Genomic DNA, 18906 nt, shown 5'->3' on the forward strand with positions numbered 1-18906 from the left:
GGCGACGGCGTCCGGAGGTCAGGACACCCTGGCCTTCATCCTCGCGGCGGACGCCTTGGCCTGCCGGGTGGCCGCCCTGGCGTCCTTGGTCGCGGCCCGGGCGGTGTGCTTGACGGACTTCGACGCCGACGACGCGGCGTGCTGGGCGTCCTGGGACACCGACTCCGCGACGTGCTTCGCGGACCTCGACGCCGCGGCCCGCTTCTGTCCGATCCGGTAGCCGACGCCGGGCCGGCCCTCGAGGTCGATGCCGGCGATCACGGCGGCGCCGACGGCGCCGAGGTTCCGGACGAACTTGCCGGTCCGCTCGCGCTTCTCGTCGCCACGGGACGTGAACGGCTGGTTGACGACGGCGAGCGGGGCGGTCAGCGCGGCGAGGGTCAGAGCGGCGGTCCGGGGAGCGCGTCCGACGGCGAGGAGCAGGGCGGCGGCGACCGTGGCGGCGCCGTGGGCACGGACCAGGAGGGAGACCTGGGTGTCGTCGAGCTCGTCGACACCGAGCGCCCTCGTGACCCGGTCGGCACCCTCGCGCGCGGCGCCGGTGTGATCGGCGGGGTGCAGCGCGGCGGAGAGCCCGTCATGGACGAAGGGGGCGGCCAGCAGGGGTCGGGCGAGTCGTCGCAGCAGCATGGGCCCACTGTGGCAGAGGCTGCGGGTGCATGCTCGCCGACGCCGTCGCGTGTCGGCGGGTCGTCACCCCGGCGAGGGGTCCTCCCACCAGTCGAGGTGGGACCGGGGTGGTCGACGGGTCCCGAGGCCGTCGTGGCGGACGGTGCGCACGAGCGCGACGAGCCACGCGGCGAGGAGCAGGGTGGTCACGAGCAGCAGGAGAAGGGCCATGGCAGCAATTCTTTGCTCCTCGCGATCCTGCCACCAGGGGCTGCTTTGCCATGATGCATCGAGATCCTGCCACGAGATCGGTCCTCGACCTGTCCGGGTGCGAGCGGTTGGGCCGCGGAGCATGACTACTCCACGTCGTGGTGTCGAGGGCAGCGGTGCCCGGCGCAGCGCCGTGCACGTCGCGAGCCCGTGGCGGGTCGCCTGGCGTGCCTGCGGGGCGGGCTTCCTCGTCTTCTGGGTGCTCGCGGTCGGGCTGACCGCGCTGACGGCAGGGCCGGGCCTCGAGAGCTCCACCGCGGTGGACGTGCTGTGGGGCGCCGGCATCCCGGCGGTGCTCGTGGGCGTTCCCGGCGCCGCCCTCGTGACCGCCCTGCTCGGGGCGCGGCCCGTGCCGGTCCACGTAGTGGTCTTCGCGGCCGGTGGCCTGCTCGGCGCCCTCCTGCTGCCGGCACGGGGTCCCGCGCCGCCGGCCGTGGTGGCCGCCGTGGGTGGCGCCGCCGGTGGGCGCGCGTGGGTGGCGTGGCGCGACGCGCGACGACACGACCCGGGCCCGGCCTCGCCGGATCCTGCGGACCGGACGGACGGCTGGCGGTCTCCGCTCGTCTGGCTCGCGGCGACGCTCGGTCTCCTCCTCCTGCCCGCCTGGGCCGGCTTCGCCGCCGTGATCTCGGCGGCCTCGTGACGCTGCTCCTCGCGCTCGTCGCGATCAGCCCGACCTGACGGGCGGGAGCGCCCCCGCACCGTTGCGGCAGATGTTCGAGATTCATCGACTTCCAGCCACGTCCGTGGCAGCATGACGGCATGATCCAGAAGGTCGCGGCCGTCGTCGTCCCGGGTGTCGCGCCGTTCGAGCTCGGCATCGCCTACGAGGTCTTCGGGATCGACCGCCGCGACACGGGCGGGCCGACCTTCGACTTCACGCTGTGCACGCCCGAGCCCGGGATGGTGGCCACGAAGGGCGGGTTCCCCGTCGGGGTCGATGCCGGGCTGGAGGCCACCGACGACGCCGACGTCGTCGTCGTGGTCGCCTACGACGTCATCAGCGACGCGGGCGGGATCGACGTGCTGCCCGCCTATCTCGACGCCGTCCGGCGCGCCCACGCCCGCGGTGCCTGGATCCTCTCGCTGTGCTCCGGGGCCTTCGTGCTCGCCGCGGCCGGACTGCTCGACGGGCGCCGGTGCACCACCCACTGGATGTTCGCCGACCGGCTCGCGGCCGCCGCGCCGCACGCCGACGTCGACCCCGACGTGCTGTTCGTCGACGACGACCGCATCATCACGAGCGCCGGTACCGCCGCCGGCATCGACGCGGCCCTGCACCTGGTGCGCACCGAGCTCGGCGGGGAGTCCGCGCGCTCGGTCGCCCGCCGGATGGTCGTCCCTCCGCAGCGCGACGGCGGGCAGGCGCAGTTCGTCGTCGATCCGCTGCCGTGCGAGGCCGACTCCCTGTCGGACCTGCTCGCCTGGATGCGCGAGCACCTCGCGCTGCCGCACACCGTCGCCACGCTGGCCCGGCGCGCCATGCTCTCCGAGCGCACCTTCGCCCGGCGGTTCCGGGAAGAGACCGGGGCCACCCCTGCCGCCTGGCTCGCCCGCCAGCGCGTCGCCCGCGCCCAGGAGCTCCTGGAGTCCACCGAGGCGCCGGTCGACGAGATCGCCTGCCTCGTGGGGTTCGGCAGCGCCGCCGTCATGCGCCACCACTTCGCCCGCCGGCTCGGCACCAGTCCGGTGGCGTACCGGCGGCGGTTCGCGGCGGTCGCCTCGTGAGGGCCCGACGGCGGCAGCCGGGCGAGCGCGGCCGGACGGTCGCCGTCGGGCCCGGGGAATGCGACCCGGCCCCGCGTCGTTGCACCGACCGTGGCCACGCTTGCACCTGCACGACCGACCGCCCTCGGACCTCCTGAACTAGGCTCGGCGGTGATGACCGACGACACCGAGCGCACTCCGGGTGCGCAACCGACCGCGGACGAGATCGGCGAGGACACCGAGCGCGCCCCGGAGGAGACGACGGCGGACCGCGCCGCGCGCTTCGAGCGCGACGCCCTGCAGTACCTCGACCAGCTCTACTCCGCCGCGCTGCGCATGACCCGGAACCCCGCGGACGCCGAGGACCTGGTCCAGGAGACGTTCGCGAAGGCGTTCGCCGCCTTCCACCAGTACCGGCCGGGGACGAACCTCAAGGCCTGGCTGTACCGGATCCTCACCAACACGTTCATCAACAACTACCGCAAGAAACAGCGGCAGCCCCAGCAGTCGCAGACCGACGACATCGAGGACTGGCAGATCGCCCGGGCGGCGACGCACACCTCGCAGGGGCTGCGGTCGGCCGAGGTCGAGGCGCTGGACCGGTTGCCCGACTCCGACGTCAAGCGGGCGCTGGCCGAGCTGCCCGAGGACCGCCGCATGGTGGTCTACTACGCCGACGTCGAGGGCTTCCCCTACAAGGAGATCGCCGAGATCATGGGAACACCGATCGGGACCGTGATGTCCCGCCTGCACCGAGGTCGGCGCCAGCTGCGCGAGCTGCTCGCGGACTACGCGGCCGACCGGGGCCTGACAGCAGCACGCGGAGGAGAGTCATGACCGGCGACATCACCCCGGTGCCGCACGAGCCCGCCGAGGGGGAGAGCGACTGCGAGCACGTGCTGACGCACCTGTACGAGTACCTCGACTCGGAGATGACGGCGGCCGACGAGCACCGCATGCGTGCGCACGTCGCGCACTGCTCGCCCTGCCTGGCCGAGCTCAGCCTCGAGGAGCTCGTCAAGAAGCTCGTCCGGCGTTCGTGCGTCGAGCAGGCGCCCGAGACGCTGCGGCTGCGCATCCGCGCGCAGATCCTCGCCACCGGCTGACGCGCCGGCGGAATGAAAGATGCAGGCCTCCTGTCGGGGAAGCCTGCATTCTTCATACCCACGGCGTGGGTCGGGCGGTGCCCGGTGGCGCCTCAGGCGTTGGGGCGCTTGCCGTGGTTGGCGGCCTTGCTCTTGCGGCCTCGCCGCTTGCTTCCGCGCTTGCTCATGACTGTCTCCTCAGGGGAAGGTTGACACGGGGTCGCTCTATGATCCCATACGGGCGATCTCGTCCGGCACCCTGGCACCCACGGAGGCAGCATGAGCACCGAGTCCTGGGCGGTCGCCGCCCCGCAGACCCTCGACGTGGGCCGGGCGTCCGCCGTGTCCGTCCGCCTCCAGGACGGCCGTGCCGACGTCGTCGCGGACGCCGCGGCGACCCGCACGACGCTCGAGGTGCTCGAGGTCGGGGCGAAGCCGTTGCAGGTGGTGCGTGAGGGCGACCGGCTCCGGATCGGCTACGAGCGCTCCAAGGTCGAGGCCTTCGTCGCGCGGGTGAAGGCGCTGGGCGACTCCGAACGCGCCGTCGTGCGACTCACGGTCCCCGCCGGGGTGAGCGTCGACGTCGGGACCACGGAGGCCGACATCGACGTCGTCGGCACCGCCGGGACCGTCGCCAAGACCGTGACCGGCACGATCAGGACGACGGACACCACGGGATCGCTGTACGTGCGGTCCGTCTCCGGCGACGTCGCCGCGTCCGGGCACACCGGCGACGTCTCCGCCCAGGTGGTCTCCGCCGCGCTCGCGCTCGACGGGGCGCTCGGCAGGGTCTCCGCCAACAGCGTCTCCGGGGCCGTGGTCGTCACCGCGCGGGGGACGGCCCCGATGCTCACCGCCAAGACGGTCTCCGGCGACGTCGCGCTGCGTCTCGACGAGGGCACGCCCGTCAGCCTCAAGGTGCGCGGCGCCGCCGGGCAGGTGGTGCTCGACGGCGAGGTCCAGCCCTCCGCCACGCGCACCCTCGCCGTGGACCGCACGGAGACGGGTGCCGGCGCCGTCGCCTACCTCACGGCGAACGTCACCTCGGCGCGCGTCATCGTCTCGCGCGGCTGACCGCCTGGCATCGCCGGCGGGGAGGGGATCAGGGGGATCAGGCCCCGTCGGAGTCGTTCGGCAGACCCAGCCAGGAGTGCCATCCGGTGTGCAGCACGAGCCAGGCCATGAGGCCGTAGCCCGCCTGACCCGGGTAGGTAGCCCCCGTGGTCGCGAGGTCGGCCAGCCACTGCTCGTGCTGGGCGAGCGGGGTGTACGTGTCCACGTACGGCACCCGGCGTCGGTTCGCGACGTCCGCGAACGCCGCCGACAGCTCGGCGATGCGGTCGCCGTCCTCCGGGCGCCCCGGCGGAGGCCCGACGACGAACGTCGCCAGCCGCCGGGTGTCCGCGACGTCGAGGATGTTCGCCAGGTTCAACCGCGACCGGGCGACGGACAGCCCGGCGGCCAGGTCGTGCCGGCCCAGCGCGACGACGAGCCTGTTGTCGTGGGTCGACTCCGGGCCGAACCGCGGTTCCGTCTCGGCCTCCCAGCGGGCGCCGAGCTGCGACGTCGTCTCCCCGGGGACGGCGAGGACGAAGGACATCGCGGGCCGGTCGAACCGCGTCCGGGCCAGCACGCGACCGGTCCAGCCCAGGGCGCGGGCGTCGCCGACGCCCACGCCGAGCTCGTCGCCCACCACACAGATGCGCACCTCGCGCTCCGTCACGAACCTTCACCACCCTGCCGTGTTGCCGTTGCGCCGCCATTGTTCCGTGCCCGGACGCGGCACCGCATGATCCCACGCCGGGCCGGGTCCGTCAGCGCAGCGTGGCACCCCAGCGCACCGTGTGCGACCCGCCCGGGGGCAGATGCACGAGCCGGTCGCCCGAGTTGAAGGCGTCGGCGTAGCAGCTCATCGGCTCCGCGGCGAGCCCGAACCGGCGGTGCCCCTCGATGTGGTCGGCCGAGCACACCTGCCAGCAGTCCATCGAGTCGTCCATCCAGATCGCCGGCGTCGCGCCGTCCGGGCAGCCCAGCAGGCACCACGACATCCCGTCGGCGTCCCGCGTGGCTCCGACCCAGGCGTCGTCCAGGTCCAGACCGGCCAGCGAGCGCGTCGCGCGCAGGTCGTGGTCGCCGTGGACGGGCTCGACGCCGGTGGGCAGCAGGCGCTCGTCGACCGTCACGTGCTCCGTCGCGTCGAGCCGGACCGTGCAGGCGTCGAGCTCCGCGCCGCCCGTGGACAGCCACGGGTGGAACCCGACGCCGTACGGCGCGGTGCCGACGCCGACGTTGCGGGTCGTCACGCGCACCTCCAGGCCGTGCTCCGCGTCGAGGACGTAGCGGACCTGGCTGGTCAGCTGGAAGGGCCAGCCCTTCTGGGCGGGCAGGGCCAGCTCGAGCGTGACGGCGTCCTCGGCGACCTCGACGGCGGTCCAGCGGTACCAGCAGCCCAGACCGTGCAGCGCGGTGCCACGGTCGGGCTCGCTGAGCGCGAGCTGGTACGTCTCGCCGTCGACCGTGTAGCGGCCGTCCCGCAGGCGGTTGGGCCAGGGCAGCAGCACGGCGGCGTTGAAGACGGGGGCCGGCTCGTCCTCGGCGAACGGGACGAAGACGTCCCGGCCACCCACGGTGTACTCGCGCACCATCGCCCCGACCTCGGTGATCGTGGCGGCGTGCGGCCCGGCGGTGATGCGGTGCTGGGTGCCCGACGGCGCCGGTGGCGCGGCGGGGAGAGAGGTCGTGTTCACGATCACACCGTAGTCGCCGCGCCGAGGGGCCGCGTCCCGCGTACCGTGTGGTGGTCACGTCAGAGGGGGAGAGTCTCTATGGATCAGCGGGTGCTCGGCCGGACCCGGCGCATGGTGTCAGTCGTGGGACTGGGGACCTGGCAGCTCGGCGCCGACTGGGGCGAGGTGGGCGACGACGAGTCGCGTGCCGTCCTCGAGGCGTCGCTCGAGGCCGGTGTCACCTTCTACGACACGGCGGACGTCTACGGTGACGGCCGCAGCGAGCAGGCCCTGGGACGGTTCCTCGCGGACCACCCGGGCGAAGGGATCACGGTGGCGACCAAGATGGGTCGTCGCGCGGACCAGGTTCCCGAGAACTATGTGCTGGCGAACTTCCGGGAGTGGACCGACCGGTCGCGCCGGAACCTGGGCGTCGAGCGGCTCGACCTCGTCCAGCTGCACTGCCCGCCCACCGCGGTCTACTCCGACGACGAGGTGTACGACGCCCTGGACACGCTGGTGTCCGAGGGCGTGATCGCCGCCTACGGCGTCTCGGTGGAGACCGTCGACGAGGCGCTCACGGCGATCGCCCGGCCGGGGGTCGCGACGGTGCAGATCATCCTCAACGCGTTCCGCCACAAGCCCCTGGAGGAGGTCCTGCCGGCAGCCTCCGAGGCCGGCGTCGGGATCATCGCTCGCGTGCCGCTCGCGTCCGGGCTCCTGTCGGGCCGCTACACCAAGGACACCACCTTCGCGGCGGACGACCACCGGACGTTCAACCGGTCCGGCGAGGCCTTCGACGTCGGCGAGACGTTCTCCGGCGTGCCGTTCGAGGAGGGGGTCGAGGCCGCGACGCGGTTCTCGCAGCTCGTGGACTCCGCGCTCCAGCAGGACCTCACCCCGGCGCAGGCCGCACTGGCGTGGGTGTGGCAGCGGGCGGGCGTCTCGACGGTGATCCCCGGGGCCCGCAACCCGGAGCAGGCGCGTCTCAACGCGGCCGCCGGCGATGCGGGCGTGCTCGGCCCGCTGTTCGTCTCGGGCGTGCGGGAGCTGTACGACGAGCTCGTGCGCGAGCACGTCCACGACAGGTGGTAGACCCGTCCTGCTGACGACGAAGGCCCCGGCCGCGCCGAGCGCGTGACCGGGGCCTTCGTCGTCCGCGCCGTCAGCGGGTGAAGACCTGCTCCAGGAGCACGACCTGCTCCTCCTTGTGCCGCTTGGCGGTGCCGGCGGCGGTCGACGCGGACGCCGGGCGGGAGATCACACCCACGCGCGGCATGTCCTCGGGCATCGCCAGGTGCAGGTACCACCAGGCGCCCTGGTTGCGCGGCTCGTCCTGGACCCACACCACCTCGGCACCGGGGTACTGGGCGAGCTGCTCGCGCAGCTGCTCCTCCGGGAACGGGTAGAGCTGCTCGAGGCGGATGATCGCCGTCGCCGTGTCGCCCCGCTCCTCGCGCTCGGCGATCAGGTCGTAGTAGACGCGGCCGGTGCACAGGACGACACGCTCGACGGCGGACGGCGAGATCGTGCCGGCCCCGACGGCGGTGTCACCCAGGATCGGCTCGAACGTCCCCGAGGTGAAGTCCTCGACGCTCGAGGCGGCCGCCTTGAGCCGCAGCAGCTGCTTCGGCGTCAGCACGACGAGCGGGCGGCGCGGCCGGTCGTACGCCTGCCGGCGCAGCAGGTGGAAGTAGGACGCCGGTGTCGAGGGCTGCGCCACCGTCATGTTCTCCTCCGCCGCGAGCTGCAGGAACCGCTCGATGCGTGCCGACGAGTGGTCCGGCCCCTGCCCCTCGTAGCCGTGCGGCAGGAGCATGACCACCGAGGAGTTCTGCGCCCACTTCTGCTCGGCGGACGAGATGAACTCGTCGATCACCGTCTGTGCGCCGTTGACGAAGTCGCCGAACTGCGCCTCCCAGAGCACCAGGGCGTCGGGCCGCTCCACCGAGTAGCCGTACTCGAAGCCGAGGGCCGCGTACTCGCTCAGCGAGGAGTCGTACACCCAGAACTTGGCCTGGTCGCCCGACAGGTACAGCAGCGGCGTCCACTCGGCCCCGGTGTTGCGGTCGTGCAGGACGGCGTGCCGCTGGACGAAGGTGCCACGGCGCGAGTCCTGCCCGGCGAGGCGCACCGGGGTGCCCTCCATGAGCAGCGACCCGAACGCGGCGAGCTCGCCGAAGCCCCAGTCGATGCCGCCCTCCTTGGCCATGAGCTGGCGCCGCTCGAGCAGCTTGGCCAGCTTGGGGTGGACCGAGAAGCCCTCGGGCGGGGAGACGTGCACGTCGCCGACGCGCTCGAGCACCGAGTGCGGCACCGAGGTCTGCCAGCCGACCATCGTGCCGGCGTCCTCGCGCTGGGACTCCGGGCGCTCGAGGCCGGCGACCTCCTCGGCGCCGTCGGGCGCGGTGTACCCGCTGTCCTTCGTCTCGGTGAACACCCGCTCGAGCTGCGCCTGGTAGTCCTTGAGCGCCTGCTCGGCCTCCTCGACCGTGATGTCGCCGCGCGCCACGAGGTTCTTCGTGTACAGCTTGCGCACCGACTGCTTGGCCTCGATGAGGTTGTACATCAGGGGCTGCGTCATCGACGGGTCGTCGCCCTCGTTGTGCCCCCGACGGCGGTAGCACACCAGGTCGATGATGACGTCGCGGTCGAACTGCTCGCGGTACGCGAAGGCGAGCTCGGCCACGCGGACGCAGGCCTCCGGGTCGTCCCCGTTCACGTGCAGGACCGGCACCTGGTAGCCCTTGGCCACGTCGGTGGAGTAGGTCGTCGAGCGCGACGACGTCGGACCCGTCGTGAAGCCCACCTGGTTGTTGATGACCACGTGGATGGTGCCGCCGGTGCGGTAGCCGCGCAGCTGGGCGAGGTTGAGCACCTCCGGCACGACACCCTGCCCGGCGAACGCGGCGTCACCGTGGATGAGGATCGGCAGGACGGAGAACCCGTCCCCGCCGAGGTCGATACGGTCCTGCTTGGCGCGCACGATCCCCTCGAGGACCGGGTCCACGGCCTCGAGGTGCGAGGGGTTCGCCGCCAGGTAGACCTTGGTGGTCGCGCCGGACTCGGCGGTGAAGGTGCCCTCGGTGCCGAGGTGGTACTTCACGTCGCCGGAGCCCTGGACGGACTTCGGGTCGATCTGGCCCTCGAACTCCTTGAAGATCTGGCCGTAGCTCTTGCCGGCGATGTTCGCGAGCACGTTGAGCCGCCCACGGTGCGCCATGCCGATGCCGACCTCGTCGAGGCCGTTCTCCGCGGACTTCGACAGGATCGCGTCGAGCAGCGGGATCACCGACTCGCCGCCCTCGAGCGAGAAGCGCTTCTGGCCCACGTACTTGGTCTGCAGGAACGTCTCGAACGCCTCGGCGGAGTTCAGGCGGCGCAGGATGCGCAGCTGGTCCTCGCGCGGCGTGCGGGCGTAGCCGTGCTCGAGCCGGTCCTGCAGCCACTTGCGCTGCGCCGGGTCGGCGATGTGCATGTACTCGATGCCGATCGAGCGGCAGTACGAGTCGCGCAGGAGCCCGAGGGTGTCCCGCAGGGTCGCCTTCGGCGTGCCGCCGAACCCGCCCGTGGGGAACACCCGGTCGAGGTCCCACAGCGTGAGCCCGTGGTTCTGGATGTCCAGGTCCGGGTGCTTGCGCTGACGGTAGGCGAGGGGGTCGGTGTCGGCCATCAGGTGACCGCGCGAGCGGTACGAGTGGATGAGCTCGGCGATCTTGGCGGGCTTGGCGGCCTCGACCTCGGCGTCCACGGTGTTGTCGCGGACCCACCGCACGGGCTCGTACGGCACGCGCAGAGCCGCGAAGACGCGGTCGTAGAAACCGTCGAGGCCGAGGAGCTTGCCGGACAGGATCTTGAGGAACTCGCCGGACTGCGCGCCCTGGATGATGCGGTGGTCGTAGGTCGAGGTGATCGTCATGACCTTCGAGACACCGAGCCGCGCCAGCCGCTCCTCGGAGGCACCGGCGAACTCCGCCGGGTAGTCCATGGCACCGACGCCGATGATCGTGCCCTGGCCCTGCATGAGGCGCGGGACGGAGTGGACCGTCCCGATCCCGCCGGGGTTCGTCAGCGAGATCGTGGTGCCGGCGAAGTCGTCCATGCCGAGCTTGCCACCGCGGGCCTTGCGGACGAGCTCCTCGTACGCCGTCCAGAAGCCGGCGAAGTCCATCTCGTCGGCCTTCTTGATGCTGGGCACGAGGAGCTGGCGGGAGCCGTCGGGCTTGGCCAGGTCGATCGCGAGGCCGAAGCCCACGTGGGCCGGCTGCACGACGTGCGGCTTGCCGTCCGTCTCCTCGAAGTGCGCGTTCATCACGGGCATGTCGGCCAGCGCCTCGACGAGGGCGAAGCCGATGAGGTGCGTGAACGAGATCTTGCCGCCGCGACCACGCTTGAGGTGGTTGTTGATGACGATCCGGTTGTCCACCATGAGCTTGGCGGGCACGGCGCGGACCGACGTCGCGGTGGGGACCGCGATCGACGCCTCCATGTTCGTCACGACCCGGGCCGCCGGGCCGCGCAGCTTCTGCACGTCGTCCGTGGCCTCGGCGTCGTCGTCCTTGGGCGCGGACCGGGCGACCTCGGCGTACGGCGCGGTGGAGGGGAGGGCCTCGGCGACCGGGGCGTCCGCCGGGGAGACCTCGGGGTCGGCCGGGACCGGGGCGGGCTCGGACGGCTGCGAGGCCTCGGCGGCCGCCGTGCCGGACGCCGGCGACGCCGTCGTGGCCTCTTCGACGGGCTCCGCCGGCTCGGCGCCGGTCTGCCGCGCGGGCGGCTCGGAGGCGGGTGCCGTGGGCGCGGCAGAGCGCTCGGGCCCCCCGTCGGTGGACTCGTCCGGCGTGTAGTCGGCGAAGAAGTCCCACCACGCGGGGTCCACCGCGTTCTTGTCCTTCAGGTACTGCTCGTAGAGCTCGTCCACGAGCCACTCGTTGGCTCCGAACGACGCACTTCCGGCGTTGATCGACTCTGACCCTGCCTTGGGGGACACCACGCCCGGATCGCCCACTTTCCCACGTTGCTCGACTGCTTGGTCGAACAGCTCGGTCGAGCTGCTCTTTCGGCTCTGCACCCGTTGTCGGGCAGTTCCAGCCTATGCCCTCGGCGACCTTCACGGAGCCCGGAGTTCGGCCGTTCGGCGCCTCCGGAAGCCCTCTCTCACCGCAGCGTGGTGCCCCGGTAATACGGCAGTCAGGTGATGGCCGGGGTTGCTTCCCCCGGCGTCATGCACGCCTCACGAAGGCCGAGCCGCGGGCAACCGGTGTGATCGATCTCACCTGTCTACGCGGCCGACTCCGTCGTGACTCCGGGTGCCGGGCGCGCGACGGCCGGCAGGGCGACGCGCATCGTCGCGCCGGACTCGGTGTCGGCGACCTCGACGTGCCCGCCGTGCAGGTCGACGGCCCACCGCACGATCGCGAGGCCGATGCCGGTCCCGCCGCTCGCGCTGGGCTGCGGCCGGACGTCCGTGGTGCCGCGAGCGAACCGCTCGAAGACGCGGTCGCGGTCCTCGGGAGCGATGCCGGGCCCCTCGTCGCCGACCTCGATGACCACGTGCTCGCCGTCCGGGTAGGCGTCCAGCCGGACCGTCCCGCCGTGGGGAGAGTGCCGGATGGCGTTCTGCAGCAGGTTGGTGACCACCTGGCGCAGCCGTTCGACGTCGGCCTCGAGCGGGAGGTCCTCGGGCGTGACGTCCACGACGTACGTCAGTCCCTTGGCGGCGTCGACCATCGACATCGCCTCGGCGCACTCCTCGAGGAAGTCGCCCACGGAGAACTCGGTCAGCATCAGGGCGGAGGCGCCCGCCTCGACGCGGGAGAGGTCGAGGAGGTAGGTGACGAGGCGGCTCAGCCGCTCGGTCTGCTCCAGGGAGAGCTCGAGGGACGACGCCGTCGGCTCGGTGACGCCGTCCACCATGTTCTCGAGCTGGGCCTGCAGCGCCGCCACCGGTGTGCGCAGCTCGTGCGAGACGTTGGCGATGAGGTCCCGGCGGATGCGGTCGGAGGCCTCCAGGTCACGCGCCATCGTGTTGAAAGCCTCCGCGAGCTGGCCGACCTCGTCCTGGCTCGTGGAGCGCACCCGGACGGAGTAGTCGCCGTCGGCCATCACCTGCGCGGCCGCCGTCATCTGCCGCAGCGGCGACGTCATGCCGCGGGCGAGGACCTGGGTCAGGAGCAGGGAGACGATGATCGCCAGGGGGAACGTCCGGCTGGGGCCGAGCTCGTTGCGCAGCCCCACCCAGGTGATGACGACGGCCACCGTGACGCTCGCGACGACCAGCAGTCCCAGCTTGACCTTGAGAGAGTGGACCGGGTCGAGCGGGCGGACGTCCGGCAGGCGGTGGTCGCGCCACCGTGTGCCGTCGTCGTGCGCACCGCCCACGTCAGCCGGCCGGGGGTTCGAAGGCGTAGCCGACCCCGTGCACCGTCCGGATCAGGTCCGGACCGAGCTTGCGACGCAGCGCCTTGATGTGGGAGTCGACCGTGCGCGTGCCGCTCGCGTCGGCCCAGTCCCAGACCTCGGCCAGGAGCTTCTCGCGGGTCTGCACCGTCTTGGGGGCGCTGGCCAGCATGACCAGCAGCTCGAACTCGGTCGGCGTGAGGTGCACCTCGTCGCCGGCCCGGTGGACCCGGCGCTGGGCGCGGTCGATCGTGACTTCCCCGGCGACGAGCGGCGGGTCGGCGGGCGCGGCGGCCGCGGCCTGCGCGGCCCGCTCGACCCGGCGCAGGAGAGCCTTGACGCGGGCGATGAGCTCGCGCATCGAGAACGGCTTCGTCATGTAGTCGTCGGCGCCGACGCCGAGCCCGATGAGCATGTCGGTCTCGTCGTCGCGCGCCGTCAGCATGAGGATGGGTGTGGGGTGGTCCGCCTGGATGCGGCGGCACACCTCCAGACCGTCGATGCCCGGGAGCATGACGTCGAGGACCACCGCGTCGGGGTGCAGCCGGGCGGCGGCGTCCACGCCGGAGTTCCCGTCGCGGGCCACCTCGACCCGCCATCCTTCCGCGGACAGGCGCTGGGCGATCGCCGTCGCGATCGCCGGCTCGTCCTCGACGACGAGGACCGTGGCGTTGTGCTGGCCCTGGCCCGGACTGGTCGCAGTGGTGGTCATGGTCCCATCTTGCACGCAAGACCTGGGTGTTCGCTGGGGATGGGCTGGCGTGGCGGGACGGAGCACGACGACGGTCCGCCCCTCGGGATACCATCGGTGCCACGATGGACGAGAGTCGAGATACCGGCCTGCGGGGCCTGCCGTGCTGAACGAGACGATCATGATCGCCGTGGGCGTCCTGCTGACCGCAGGGACCGCGATCTTCGTGGCGAGCGAGTTCTCGCTCGTCACCCTGGACCCCGCCGTCGTCGGTGGCGACGACGAGGAGGGCGACAGTCCGGGGCCCGGACGCCGGGCGCCCGACCGACGTGACCGCATCGTCCGGTCGGGTCTGAAGCACCTGTCGACGGAGCTCAGCTCCGCCCAGGTGGGCATCACCGTGACGACCATCCTGCTCGGGTACACCGCGCAGCCGGCGTTGCTGAGCATGTTCGACGCCGGGCTCGCCGCGACGCCGCTGGGCGCCACCGCGGCCGGTGTGCTGGCCGGGATCCTGGCGCTGGTGGTCGTCAACGCCTTCTCGATGCTCTTCGGCGAGCTGATCCCCAAGAACTTCGCCCTGTCGGCCCCCCACCCGACCGCGCGGGCGGTCGTGCCGCTGCAGCGGGTGTTCACCATCGTGTGCGGGCCGCTCATCGCCATGTTCAACGGGTCGGCGAACGCCATCCTGCGCCGGATGGGCATCGAGCCGCGCGAGGAGCTCTCGGGGGCGCGGTCCGCGACCGAGCTGCTCTCGCTCGTGCGCCGCTCCGCCCAGGAGGGCACCCTCGAGAAGGGCACGGCGACGCTCCTGGCGAATTCGCTCGAGCTGAACGGCCTGGTCGCCCGGGACGTGATGACCGACCGCACGCGGATGTCCGTCGTGCGGCGCGACACCAGCGCCGCCGAGGTGCTGGCGCTGGCGCACCGCACCGGGCACTCCCGGTTCCCGGTGATCGGGGACGACCGCGACGACATCGTCGGGCTGGTGCACCTGCGCCGCGCCGTCGGCGTCCCGTTCGCCCGCCGGGGGGAGGTGCCCGCCGGGGCGCTGATGACCGACGCGCCCCGCGTGCCGGACACCGTGAGCCTGGGGCCGCTGCTCGTCGAGCTGCGGGGCCTCGGCCTCCAGATGGCCGTCGTCGTGGACGAGTACGGCGGGACCTCCGGGGTCGTGACGCTGGAGGACGTCGTCGAGGAGCTCGTCGGCGACGTCGCGGACGAGCACGACCGTCGTCGGGGCGGTGCCGCCCGGGCCGCCGACGGGACGTGGACGGTGCCCGGCGTGCTGCGACCGGACGAGCTGGCCGAGACGACCGGGCTGCGCGTGCCCGAGGGGTCGGCCTACGAGACGCTCGGCGGGCTCGTGATGGCTCACCTCGGCCGGCTGCCGGAGGCCGGAGACACGGTCGACGTGGAGGGCGTGCGGCTGCGCGTCGAGCTGGTCGACGGTCGCCGCGTCGAACGCCTGCGCGTGCAGGAGGTGGCGTCATGAGCAACGCGACCGCCCTGTGGGTCGGACTGCTGCTGCTCGTCGGCAACGCGTTCTTCGTGGGTGCGGAGTTCGCCGTGCTGTCGGTGCGCCGGAGCACGATCGAGCCGCGGGCCGAGGCGGGGGAGAAGCGCGCCCAGATCGTGCTGTGGGCGATGGAGCACGTCTCGCTGATGCTCGCGTGCGCCCAGCTCGGCATCACCGTGTGCTCGACGGGGCTCGGCATCATCGCCGAGCCGGCGCTCGCGCACCTGCTGGAGGTGCCGTTCGCGGCGCTCGGCGTCCCGGAGCAGCTCCTGCACCCGGTCGCCCTGGTCATCGCCCTGGGCATCGTCGTCTACCTGCACGTGGTGCTCGGGGAGATGGTGCCGAAGAACCTCGCGGTGACGGCTCCCGAGACGGCGGCGCTGTGGTTCGCGCCGCCGCTGGTGCTCATCGCGCGCGTGGTGAAGCCCGTCATCGTGGCGCTCAACTGGGTCGCGAACCATGCGATCCGCGCGCTCGGTGTCGAGCCGAAGGACGAGGTCGCGTCGGCCTTCACGGCCGAGGAGGTGCAGTCGATCGTCGAGCACTCCCGGGCCGAGGGCGTGCTGGCGGACGAGCAGGGTCTCCTGTCCGGAGCGCTGGAGTTCTCCGCCCGCACGGCCCGCGACGTGATGGTCCCGCTCGACTCCCTCGTCACGCTCACGCCGGGCGCGACGCCCGACGACGTCGAGCACGAGGTGTCACGCACCGGATACAGCCGCTTCCCGGTGGTCGAGACGTCGGCCGACCCGTCGGACGCGGGCGTGCCGGGTGCCATGGTCGGCTACCTGCACCTCAAGGACGTGCTCTACGCGTCGAACGGCGACCGGGACCGCCCGGTGCCCGCGTGGCGGGTGCGCGCGACGGCCCAGGTGGGGCCGGACGACGAGGTCGAGGACGCCCTGCGGGCGATGCAGCGGTCGGGTGCGCACCTCGCGCGGGTCGACGACGGCGCGCGCACGGTCGGCGTCGTGTTCCTCGAGGACATCCTCGAGGAGCTCGTCGGCGAGGTGCGTGACGCGATGCAGCGGCTGCGATGAACAGGTCTTGAACAAGGAGGGACTTGGCGGTGGGCGACGTCACCGCTAGTGTGCGGTCACGGAAGGATCACGCCGGTGGTGCGGAGCACCGCGGCGGTCCGGATCGGCGGCTTGAACAGGTGTCGCGCGAGCGCGCGGCGGGAGGCACGGAGGTGGCGTGGACACGACGTCGCAGGGCGACGCCACCGCCCCCCGGTCCCGACGCGAGATCCGTGAAGCGGCCGAGGCCCGTACCGGACGGACGACGCGACGACGCTCCACCGGGTCGTCGCGCAAGGCCGGGCGAGGCGCCCACGCGGCACCCGCGGGCCACGCCTGGATCACCCGTGCCACGGTCCTCGGTTCTCTCGCGGCGGCGACGATCGCCGTCCCCCTGACGGGCGCGGCCGACGCGGACGAGCGCTCCCCGTTCGACCTCGACGCGCCCCCGACCGGTCCGTCGACCCTGGCGCTGCTGCAGTCCGGTGCCGACACCCCCGGCACGGCGTCCGCCATCGCCGCGGCGCCCCGGGAGCGCAGCGTCGAGGTCGCCAGCCGGTCCACCGAGCGTGACCCGCTGCCGGACTGCGACACGACAACGCCGGTCGAGGGCAGCAACGGACAGCTCGCCGACCACTCCCTGTGCGACCTGTGGCAGAGCGGCGAGCAGCTGCGACCGGACGCCGCCGTGTCGCTCAGCGCGCTCAACGAGGCGTTCCGCGCACGGTTCGGCCGGGACCTGTGCCTCGTGGACAGCTACCGCTCGCTGTCCTCGCAGTACTCGGTCAAGGCGAGCCGCGGGTACCTCGCGGCGACGCCGGGGACCTCGATGCACGGCTGGGGCCTGGCCATCGACCTGTGCTCCAAGGAGACCGGCAGCGCCGAGGTCTACAAGTGGCTGTGGGACAACGCCCCCGCCTACGGCTGGGAGAACCCGCCGTGGGCGCAGCGCGGCGGCTCCGGCAAGTACGAGCCCTGGCACTTCGAGTTCCGTGCCGGGGTCGAAGAGATCTCGACCTGGCACTGAGTGTGCTGAGTGGCCGCGCTGCAGCGGTACCCGGTTACGGCGACTCCAGCCGCTGGTTCTCGCCGAAGTCCTCGCGGAACCGCGGCCCCGTCCGCGCGAGCTCCTGCGCGTGCGCGGCCGACCACTCCCCGTAGGGCTCGACCGCCAGCGACTCGTTGGAGAACCGGCGGTCGTCCGTGATCTCCGTGACGCAGAAGTCCGGGATCTGCAGGCCGGTCACGGGTCCCGAGCGTTCGCACTCCGCGACGACGAGCGGATGGTTGGCACCGCCGAAGACGTCGACCGACCAGCCGTCCGCGCCCAGCCACACCGCGTAGCGGGTCTTGGCGATCCGTGCGCCGCCGCGCCCGACCAGCTCCACGCCGACCAGCGGGTCGAGCTGCCGCTCGGCCTCGTACCGGGTGCCGCCCGTCGACGGGCCCTTCACCGTGACGGCGGCGAAGTCGAACTGCTCCCGGTAGGCGTCGAGGACCTCGCGGGGGTCGCTCCCGCCGTCGACCCCCGCCTCGACCCCGCCCGCCTGGACCCGGACGCGGAGCGCGTACCCGCCGTCGGACAGGTAGTACGACTGCACGATGAGGGACGGGGCGTCCCGGAGCACGTCCGGGAGCCGCCGCACGAGGAAGCGGCGCTCGAACTCGAAGTCGGAGTAGCTGGTGGACATGGTCCCGACACTACTCGGACGGCACCTCGCGACGGTCAGGCCCGACGTACTGCGACAACGGGCGGATGAGGGAGTTGGCGCCGTGCTGCTCCGCGACGTGCGCCGTCCACCCCGTCACGCGGGCGGCGACGAAGATCGGCGTGAAGGTCGGGGTGTCGAACCCCATGAGGTGGTAGGCAGGGCCGGCGGGGTAGTCGAGGTTGGGGTAGATGCCCTTGCGCTCGACGAACGCCGACTCGAGCGCGGCGTAGAGCTCGCCGAGGTCGGGCCGGTCGTAGTGCTCCACCAGCGAGTCCAGCGCGGTCTTCATCGACGGCACGCGGGAGTCCCCGTGCCGGTAGACGCGGTGGCCGAACCCCATCACCTTGCGCTTGGCGGCGAACGCCTCGTCGAGCCAGGCCTCGGCGCGGTCCGCGGAGCCGATCTCGGTGAAGGCGTGCATCACGGCCTCGTTGGCGCCGCCGTGCAGCGGGCCCTTGAGGGCGCCGATGGCGCCGGTCACGGCTGAGTACACGTCGGACAGTGTCGAGGCGATCACCCGTGCCGTGAACGTCGAGGCGTTGAAGGAGTGCTCGGCGTACAGCACGAGGGAGACGCGGAACGCGTCCACGACGGTGTCGTCCGGCACCTCGCCGAAGGTCTGCCACAGGAAGTTGCGGGTGTAGTCGAGGTCGTCGCGCGGGGCGACGGGCTCCAGGCCGTGCCGCCGACGCTGGCTGTACGCGACGATCCCGGGGAGCTGGGCGAACAGGTACACGGCGCGCCCGCGGTTCAGCTCGGGGTCGAGGACGCCGTCCTCGCGGCCGAGCGTGTCGTCCAGGCCGCCGAGCTGGCTGACGGCGGTGCGCAGCACGTCCATGGGGTGCGCCTCGAGCGGCAGGTCGTCGATCGCCCGGCGGGTGCGCTCGTCGAGCGGCCGCAGGGACCGTTCCAGCGCCTCGAGCTCTTCGAGCTCGGAGCGGGTGGGCAGCTCGCCGTGCCAGAGCAGGTGCGCGACGGCCTCGAACGGCTGGGTCGTCGCGAGGTCCTGCACGGGGTACCCGCGGTACAGCAGGGAGTTGGTCTCGGGATCGACCTTCGAGATCGCGGTGGTGTCCGCGACGACGCCGGCCAGGCCCTTGCGGACCTCGGACTCGGTACGGGGCTCGGTCATCGGTGCTCCTTCGCTCGCCATGACGCCGGACGCCGGGGTACGG

Annotated in this window: 19 protein-coding genes; 9 read left to right on the forward strand and 10 right to left on the reverse strand. The window is 72.5% G+C overall.

What is annotated here, in order from left to right:
• Positions 1-18 precede the first annotated feature (18 nt).
• Both UQW22_RS11015 and UQW22_RS11020 read right to left on the reverse strand, forming a co-directional pair.
• Positions 19-630, reverse strand: coding sequence for a DoxX family protein (locus UQW22_RS11015; protein ID WP_407317035.1), 612 nt, complete (start codon positions 628-630; stop codon positions 19-21).
• 63 nt (positions 631-693) lie between these two features.
• Positions 694-840 carry a hypothetical protein gene (locus tag UQW22_RS11020; RefSeq protein WP_407317036.1) on the reverse strand — a complete coding sequence of 49 codons (147 nt, stop codon included), beginning with the start codon at positions 838-840 and terminating at the stop codon, positions 694-696.
• A gap of 121 nt (positions 841-961) precedes the next feature.
• On the opposite strand from UQW22_RS11020, the gene UQW22_RS11025 reads away from it, so the two are divergent.
• The 4 genes from UQW22_RS11025 (at position 962) to rsrA (ending at position 3692) form a co-directional block, all read left to right on the forward strand.
• Positions 962-1522 (forward strand): hypothetical protein, encoded by a 561-nt coding sequence (locus UQW22_RS11025; RefSeq protein WP_407317037.1) that lies wholly within the window; start codon positions 962-964, stop codon positions 1520-1522.
• A 119-nt stretch (positions 1523-1641) separates the two neighbouring features.
• Positions 1642-2607, forward strand: coding sequence for a helix-turn-helix domain-containing protein (locus tag UQW22_RS11030; protein ID WP_407317038.1), 966 nt, complete (start codon positions 1642-1644; stop codon positions 2605-2607).
• A 90-nt stretch (positions 2608-2697) separates the two neighbouring features.
• Entirely contained in the window at positions 2698-3423 is a 726-nt protein-coding gene (locus UQW22_RS11035) for a sigma-70 family RNA polymerase sigma factor (protein WP_407317039.1), read from the forward strand.
• Entirely contained in the window at positions 3420-3692 is a 273-nt protein-coding gene (rsrA, locus tag UQW22_RS11040) for a mycothiol system anti-sigma-R factor (protein ID WP_407317040.1), read from the forward strand. Before UQW22_RS11035 ends, rsrA begins: the two co-directional genes overlap by 4 nt.
• A 92-nt stretch (positions 3693-3784) precedes the next feature.
• Here rsrA and UQW22_RS11045 read toward each other — a convergent pair whose 3' ends face one another.
• Positions 3785-3859, reverse strand: a complete 75-nt coding sequence (locus tag UQW22_RS11045; RefSeq protein WP_402375911.1) for a 50S ribosomal protein bL37 — start codon at positions 3857-3859, stop codon at positions 3785-3787.
• Between the two features lie 91 nt (positions 3860-3950).
• Between UQW22_RS11045 and UQW22_RS11050 the strand changes: the two genes are divergently transcribed.
• A complete protein-coding gene (locus tag UQW22_RS11050) occupies positions 3951-4745 on the forward strand; it encodes a DUF4097 family beta strand repeat-containing protein (RefSeq protein WP_407317041.1) in 795 nt (264 codons plus the stop codon).
• 37 nt (positions 4746-4782) lie between these two features.
• Here the strand turns inward: UQW22_RS11050 and UQW22_RS11055 are convergent, their stop codons facing one another.
• Positions 4783-5394, reverse strand: a complete 612-nt coding sequence (locus tag UQW22_RS11055; RefSeq protein ID WP_407317042.1) for a GDSL-type esterase/lipase family protein — start codon at positions 5392-5394, stop codon at positions 4783-4785.
• Between the two features lie 91 nt (positions 5395-5485).
• Entirely contained in the window at positions 5486-6418 is a 933-nt protein-coding gene (locus UQW22_RS11060) for an aldose 1-epimerase family protein (RefSeq protein ID WP_407317043.1), read from the reverse strand.
• A gap of 78 nt (positions 6419-6496) precedes the next feature.
• Here UQW22_RS11060 and UQW22_RS11065 point away from each other — a divergent pair, with 78 nt between their 5' ends.
• On the forward strand, positions 6497-7492 hold the full coding sequence (locus tag UQW22_RS11065; RefSeq protein ID WP_407317044.1) for an aldo/keto reductase: 996 nt from the start codon (positions 6497-6499) through the stop codon (positions 7490-7492).
• A 70-nt stretch (positions 7493-7562) separates the two neighbouring features.
• Here the strand turns inward: UQW22_RS11065 and UQW22_RS11070 are convergent, their stop codons facing one another.
• The 3 genes from UQW22_RS11070 to UQW22_RS11080 all read right to left on the reverse strand — a co-directional run bounded on the left by UQW22_RS11070 (position 7563) and on the right by UQW22_RS11080 (position 13505).
• Positions 7563-11384 carry a multifunctional oxoglutarate decarboxylase/oxoglutarate dehydrogenase thiamine pyrophosphate-binding subunit/dihydrolipoyllysine-residue succinyltransferase subunit gene (locus UQW22_RS11070; RefSeq protein WP_407320784.1) on the reverse strand — a complete coding sequence of 1274 codons (3822 nt, stop codon included), beginning with the start codon at positions 11382-11384 and terminating at the stop codon, positions 7563-7565.
• Positions 11385-11674: 290 nt separating this feature from the next.
• Entirely contained in the window at positions 11675-12775 is a 1101-nt protein-coding gene (locus tag UQW22_RS11075) for a sensor histidine kinase (RefSeq protein ID WP_407317045.1), read from the reverse strand.
• A gap of 1 nt (position 12776) precedes the next feature.
• A complete protein-coding gene (locus tag UQW22_RS11080; RefSeq protein ID WP_407317046.1) occupies positions 12777-13505 on the reverse strand; it encodes a response regulator transcription factor in 729 nt (242 codons plus the stop codon).
• Positions 13506-13665: 160 nt separating this feature from the next.
• Here UQW22_RS11080 and UQW22_RS11085 point away from each other — a divergent pair, with 160 nt between their 5' ends.
• The 3 genes from UQW22_RS11085 to UQW22_RS11095 all read left to right on the forward strand — a co-directional run bounded on the left by UQW22_RS11085 (position 13666) and on the right by UQW22_RS11095 (position 17046).
• Positions 13666-14979 carry a hemolysin family protein gene (locus tag UQW22_RS11085; protein ID WP_407317047.1) on the forward strand — a complete coding sequence of 438 codons (1314 nt, stop codon included), beginning with the start codon at positions 13666-13668 and terminating at the stop codon, positions 14977-14979.
• Entirely contained in the window at positions 14976-16040 is a 1065-nt protein-coding gene (locus tag UQW22_RS11090) for a hemolysin family protein (protein ID WP_407317048.1), read from the forward strand. Before UQW22_RS11085 ends, UQW22_RS11090 begins: the two co-directional genes overlap by 4 nt.
• Positions 16041-16197: 157 nt before the next feature.
• The gene (locus UQW22_RS11095) at positions 16198-17046 is read left to right on the forward strand and encodes a D-alanyl-D-alanine carboxypeptidase family protein (RefSeq protein WP_407317049.1); all 849 of its coding nucleotides are present in this window, start codon (positions 16198-16200) and stop codon (positions 17044-17046) included.
• A 34-nt stretch (positions 17047-17080) separates the two neighbouring features.
• On the opposite strand, the gene UQW22_RS11100 is transcribed toward UQW22_RS11095, so the two are convergent.
• Together UQW22_RS11100 and UQW22_RS11105 are read right to left on the reverse strand one after the other, a co-directional pair.
• The gene (locus UQW22_RS11100) at positions 17081-17710 is read right to left on the reverse strand and encodes a CYTH domain-containing protein (protein ID WP_407317050.1); all 630 of its coding nucleotides are present in this window, start codon (positions 17708-17710) and stop codon (positions 17081-17083) included.
• Between the two features lie 10 nt (positions 17711-17720).
• Complete coding sequence (locus UQW22_RS11105) at positions 17721-18863, reverse strand: bifunctional 2-methylcitrate synthase/citrate synthase (RefSeq protein WP_407317051.1); 1143 nt, start codon at positions 18861-18863, stop codon at positions 17721-17723.
• Between the last annotated feature and the right edge of the window lie 43 nt (positions 18864-18906).

The sequence above is a fragment of the Isoptericola halotolerans genome, assembly GCF_045689585.1.
In the GTDB taxonomy this organism is placed as follows: Bacteria; Actinomycetota; Actinomycetes; order Actinomycetales; family Cellulomonadaceae; genus Isoptericola; species Isoptericola halotolerans_B.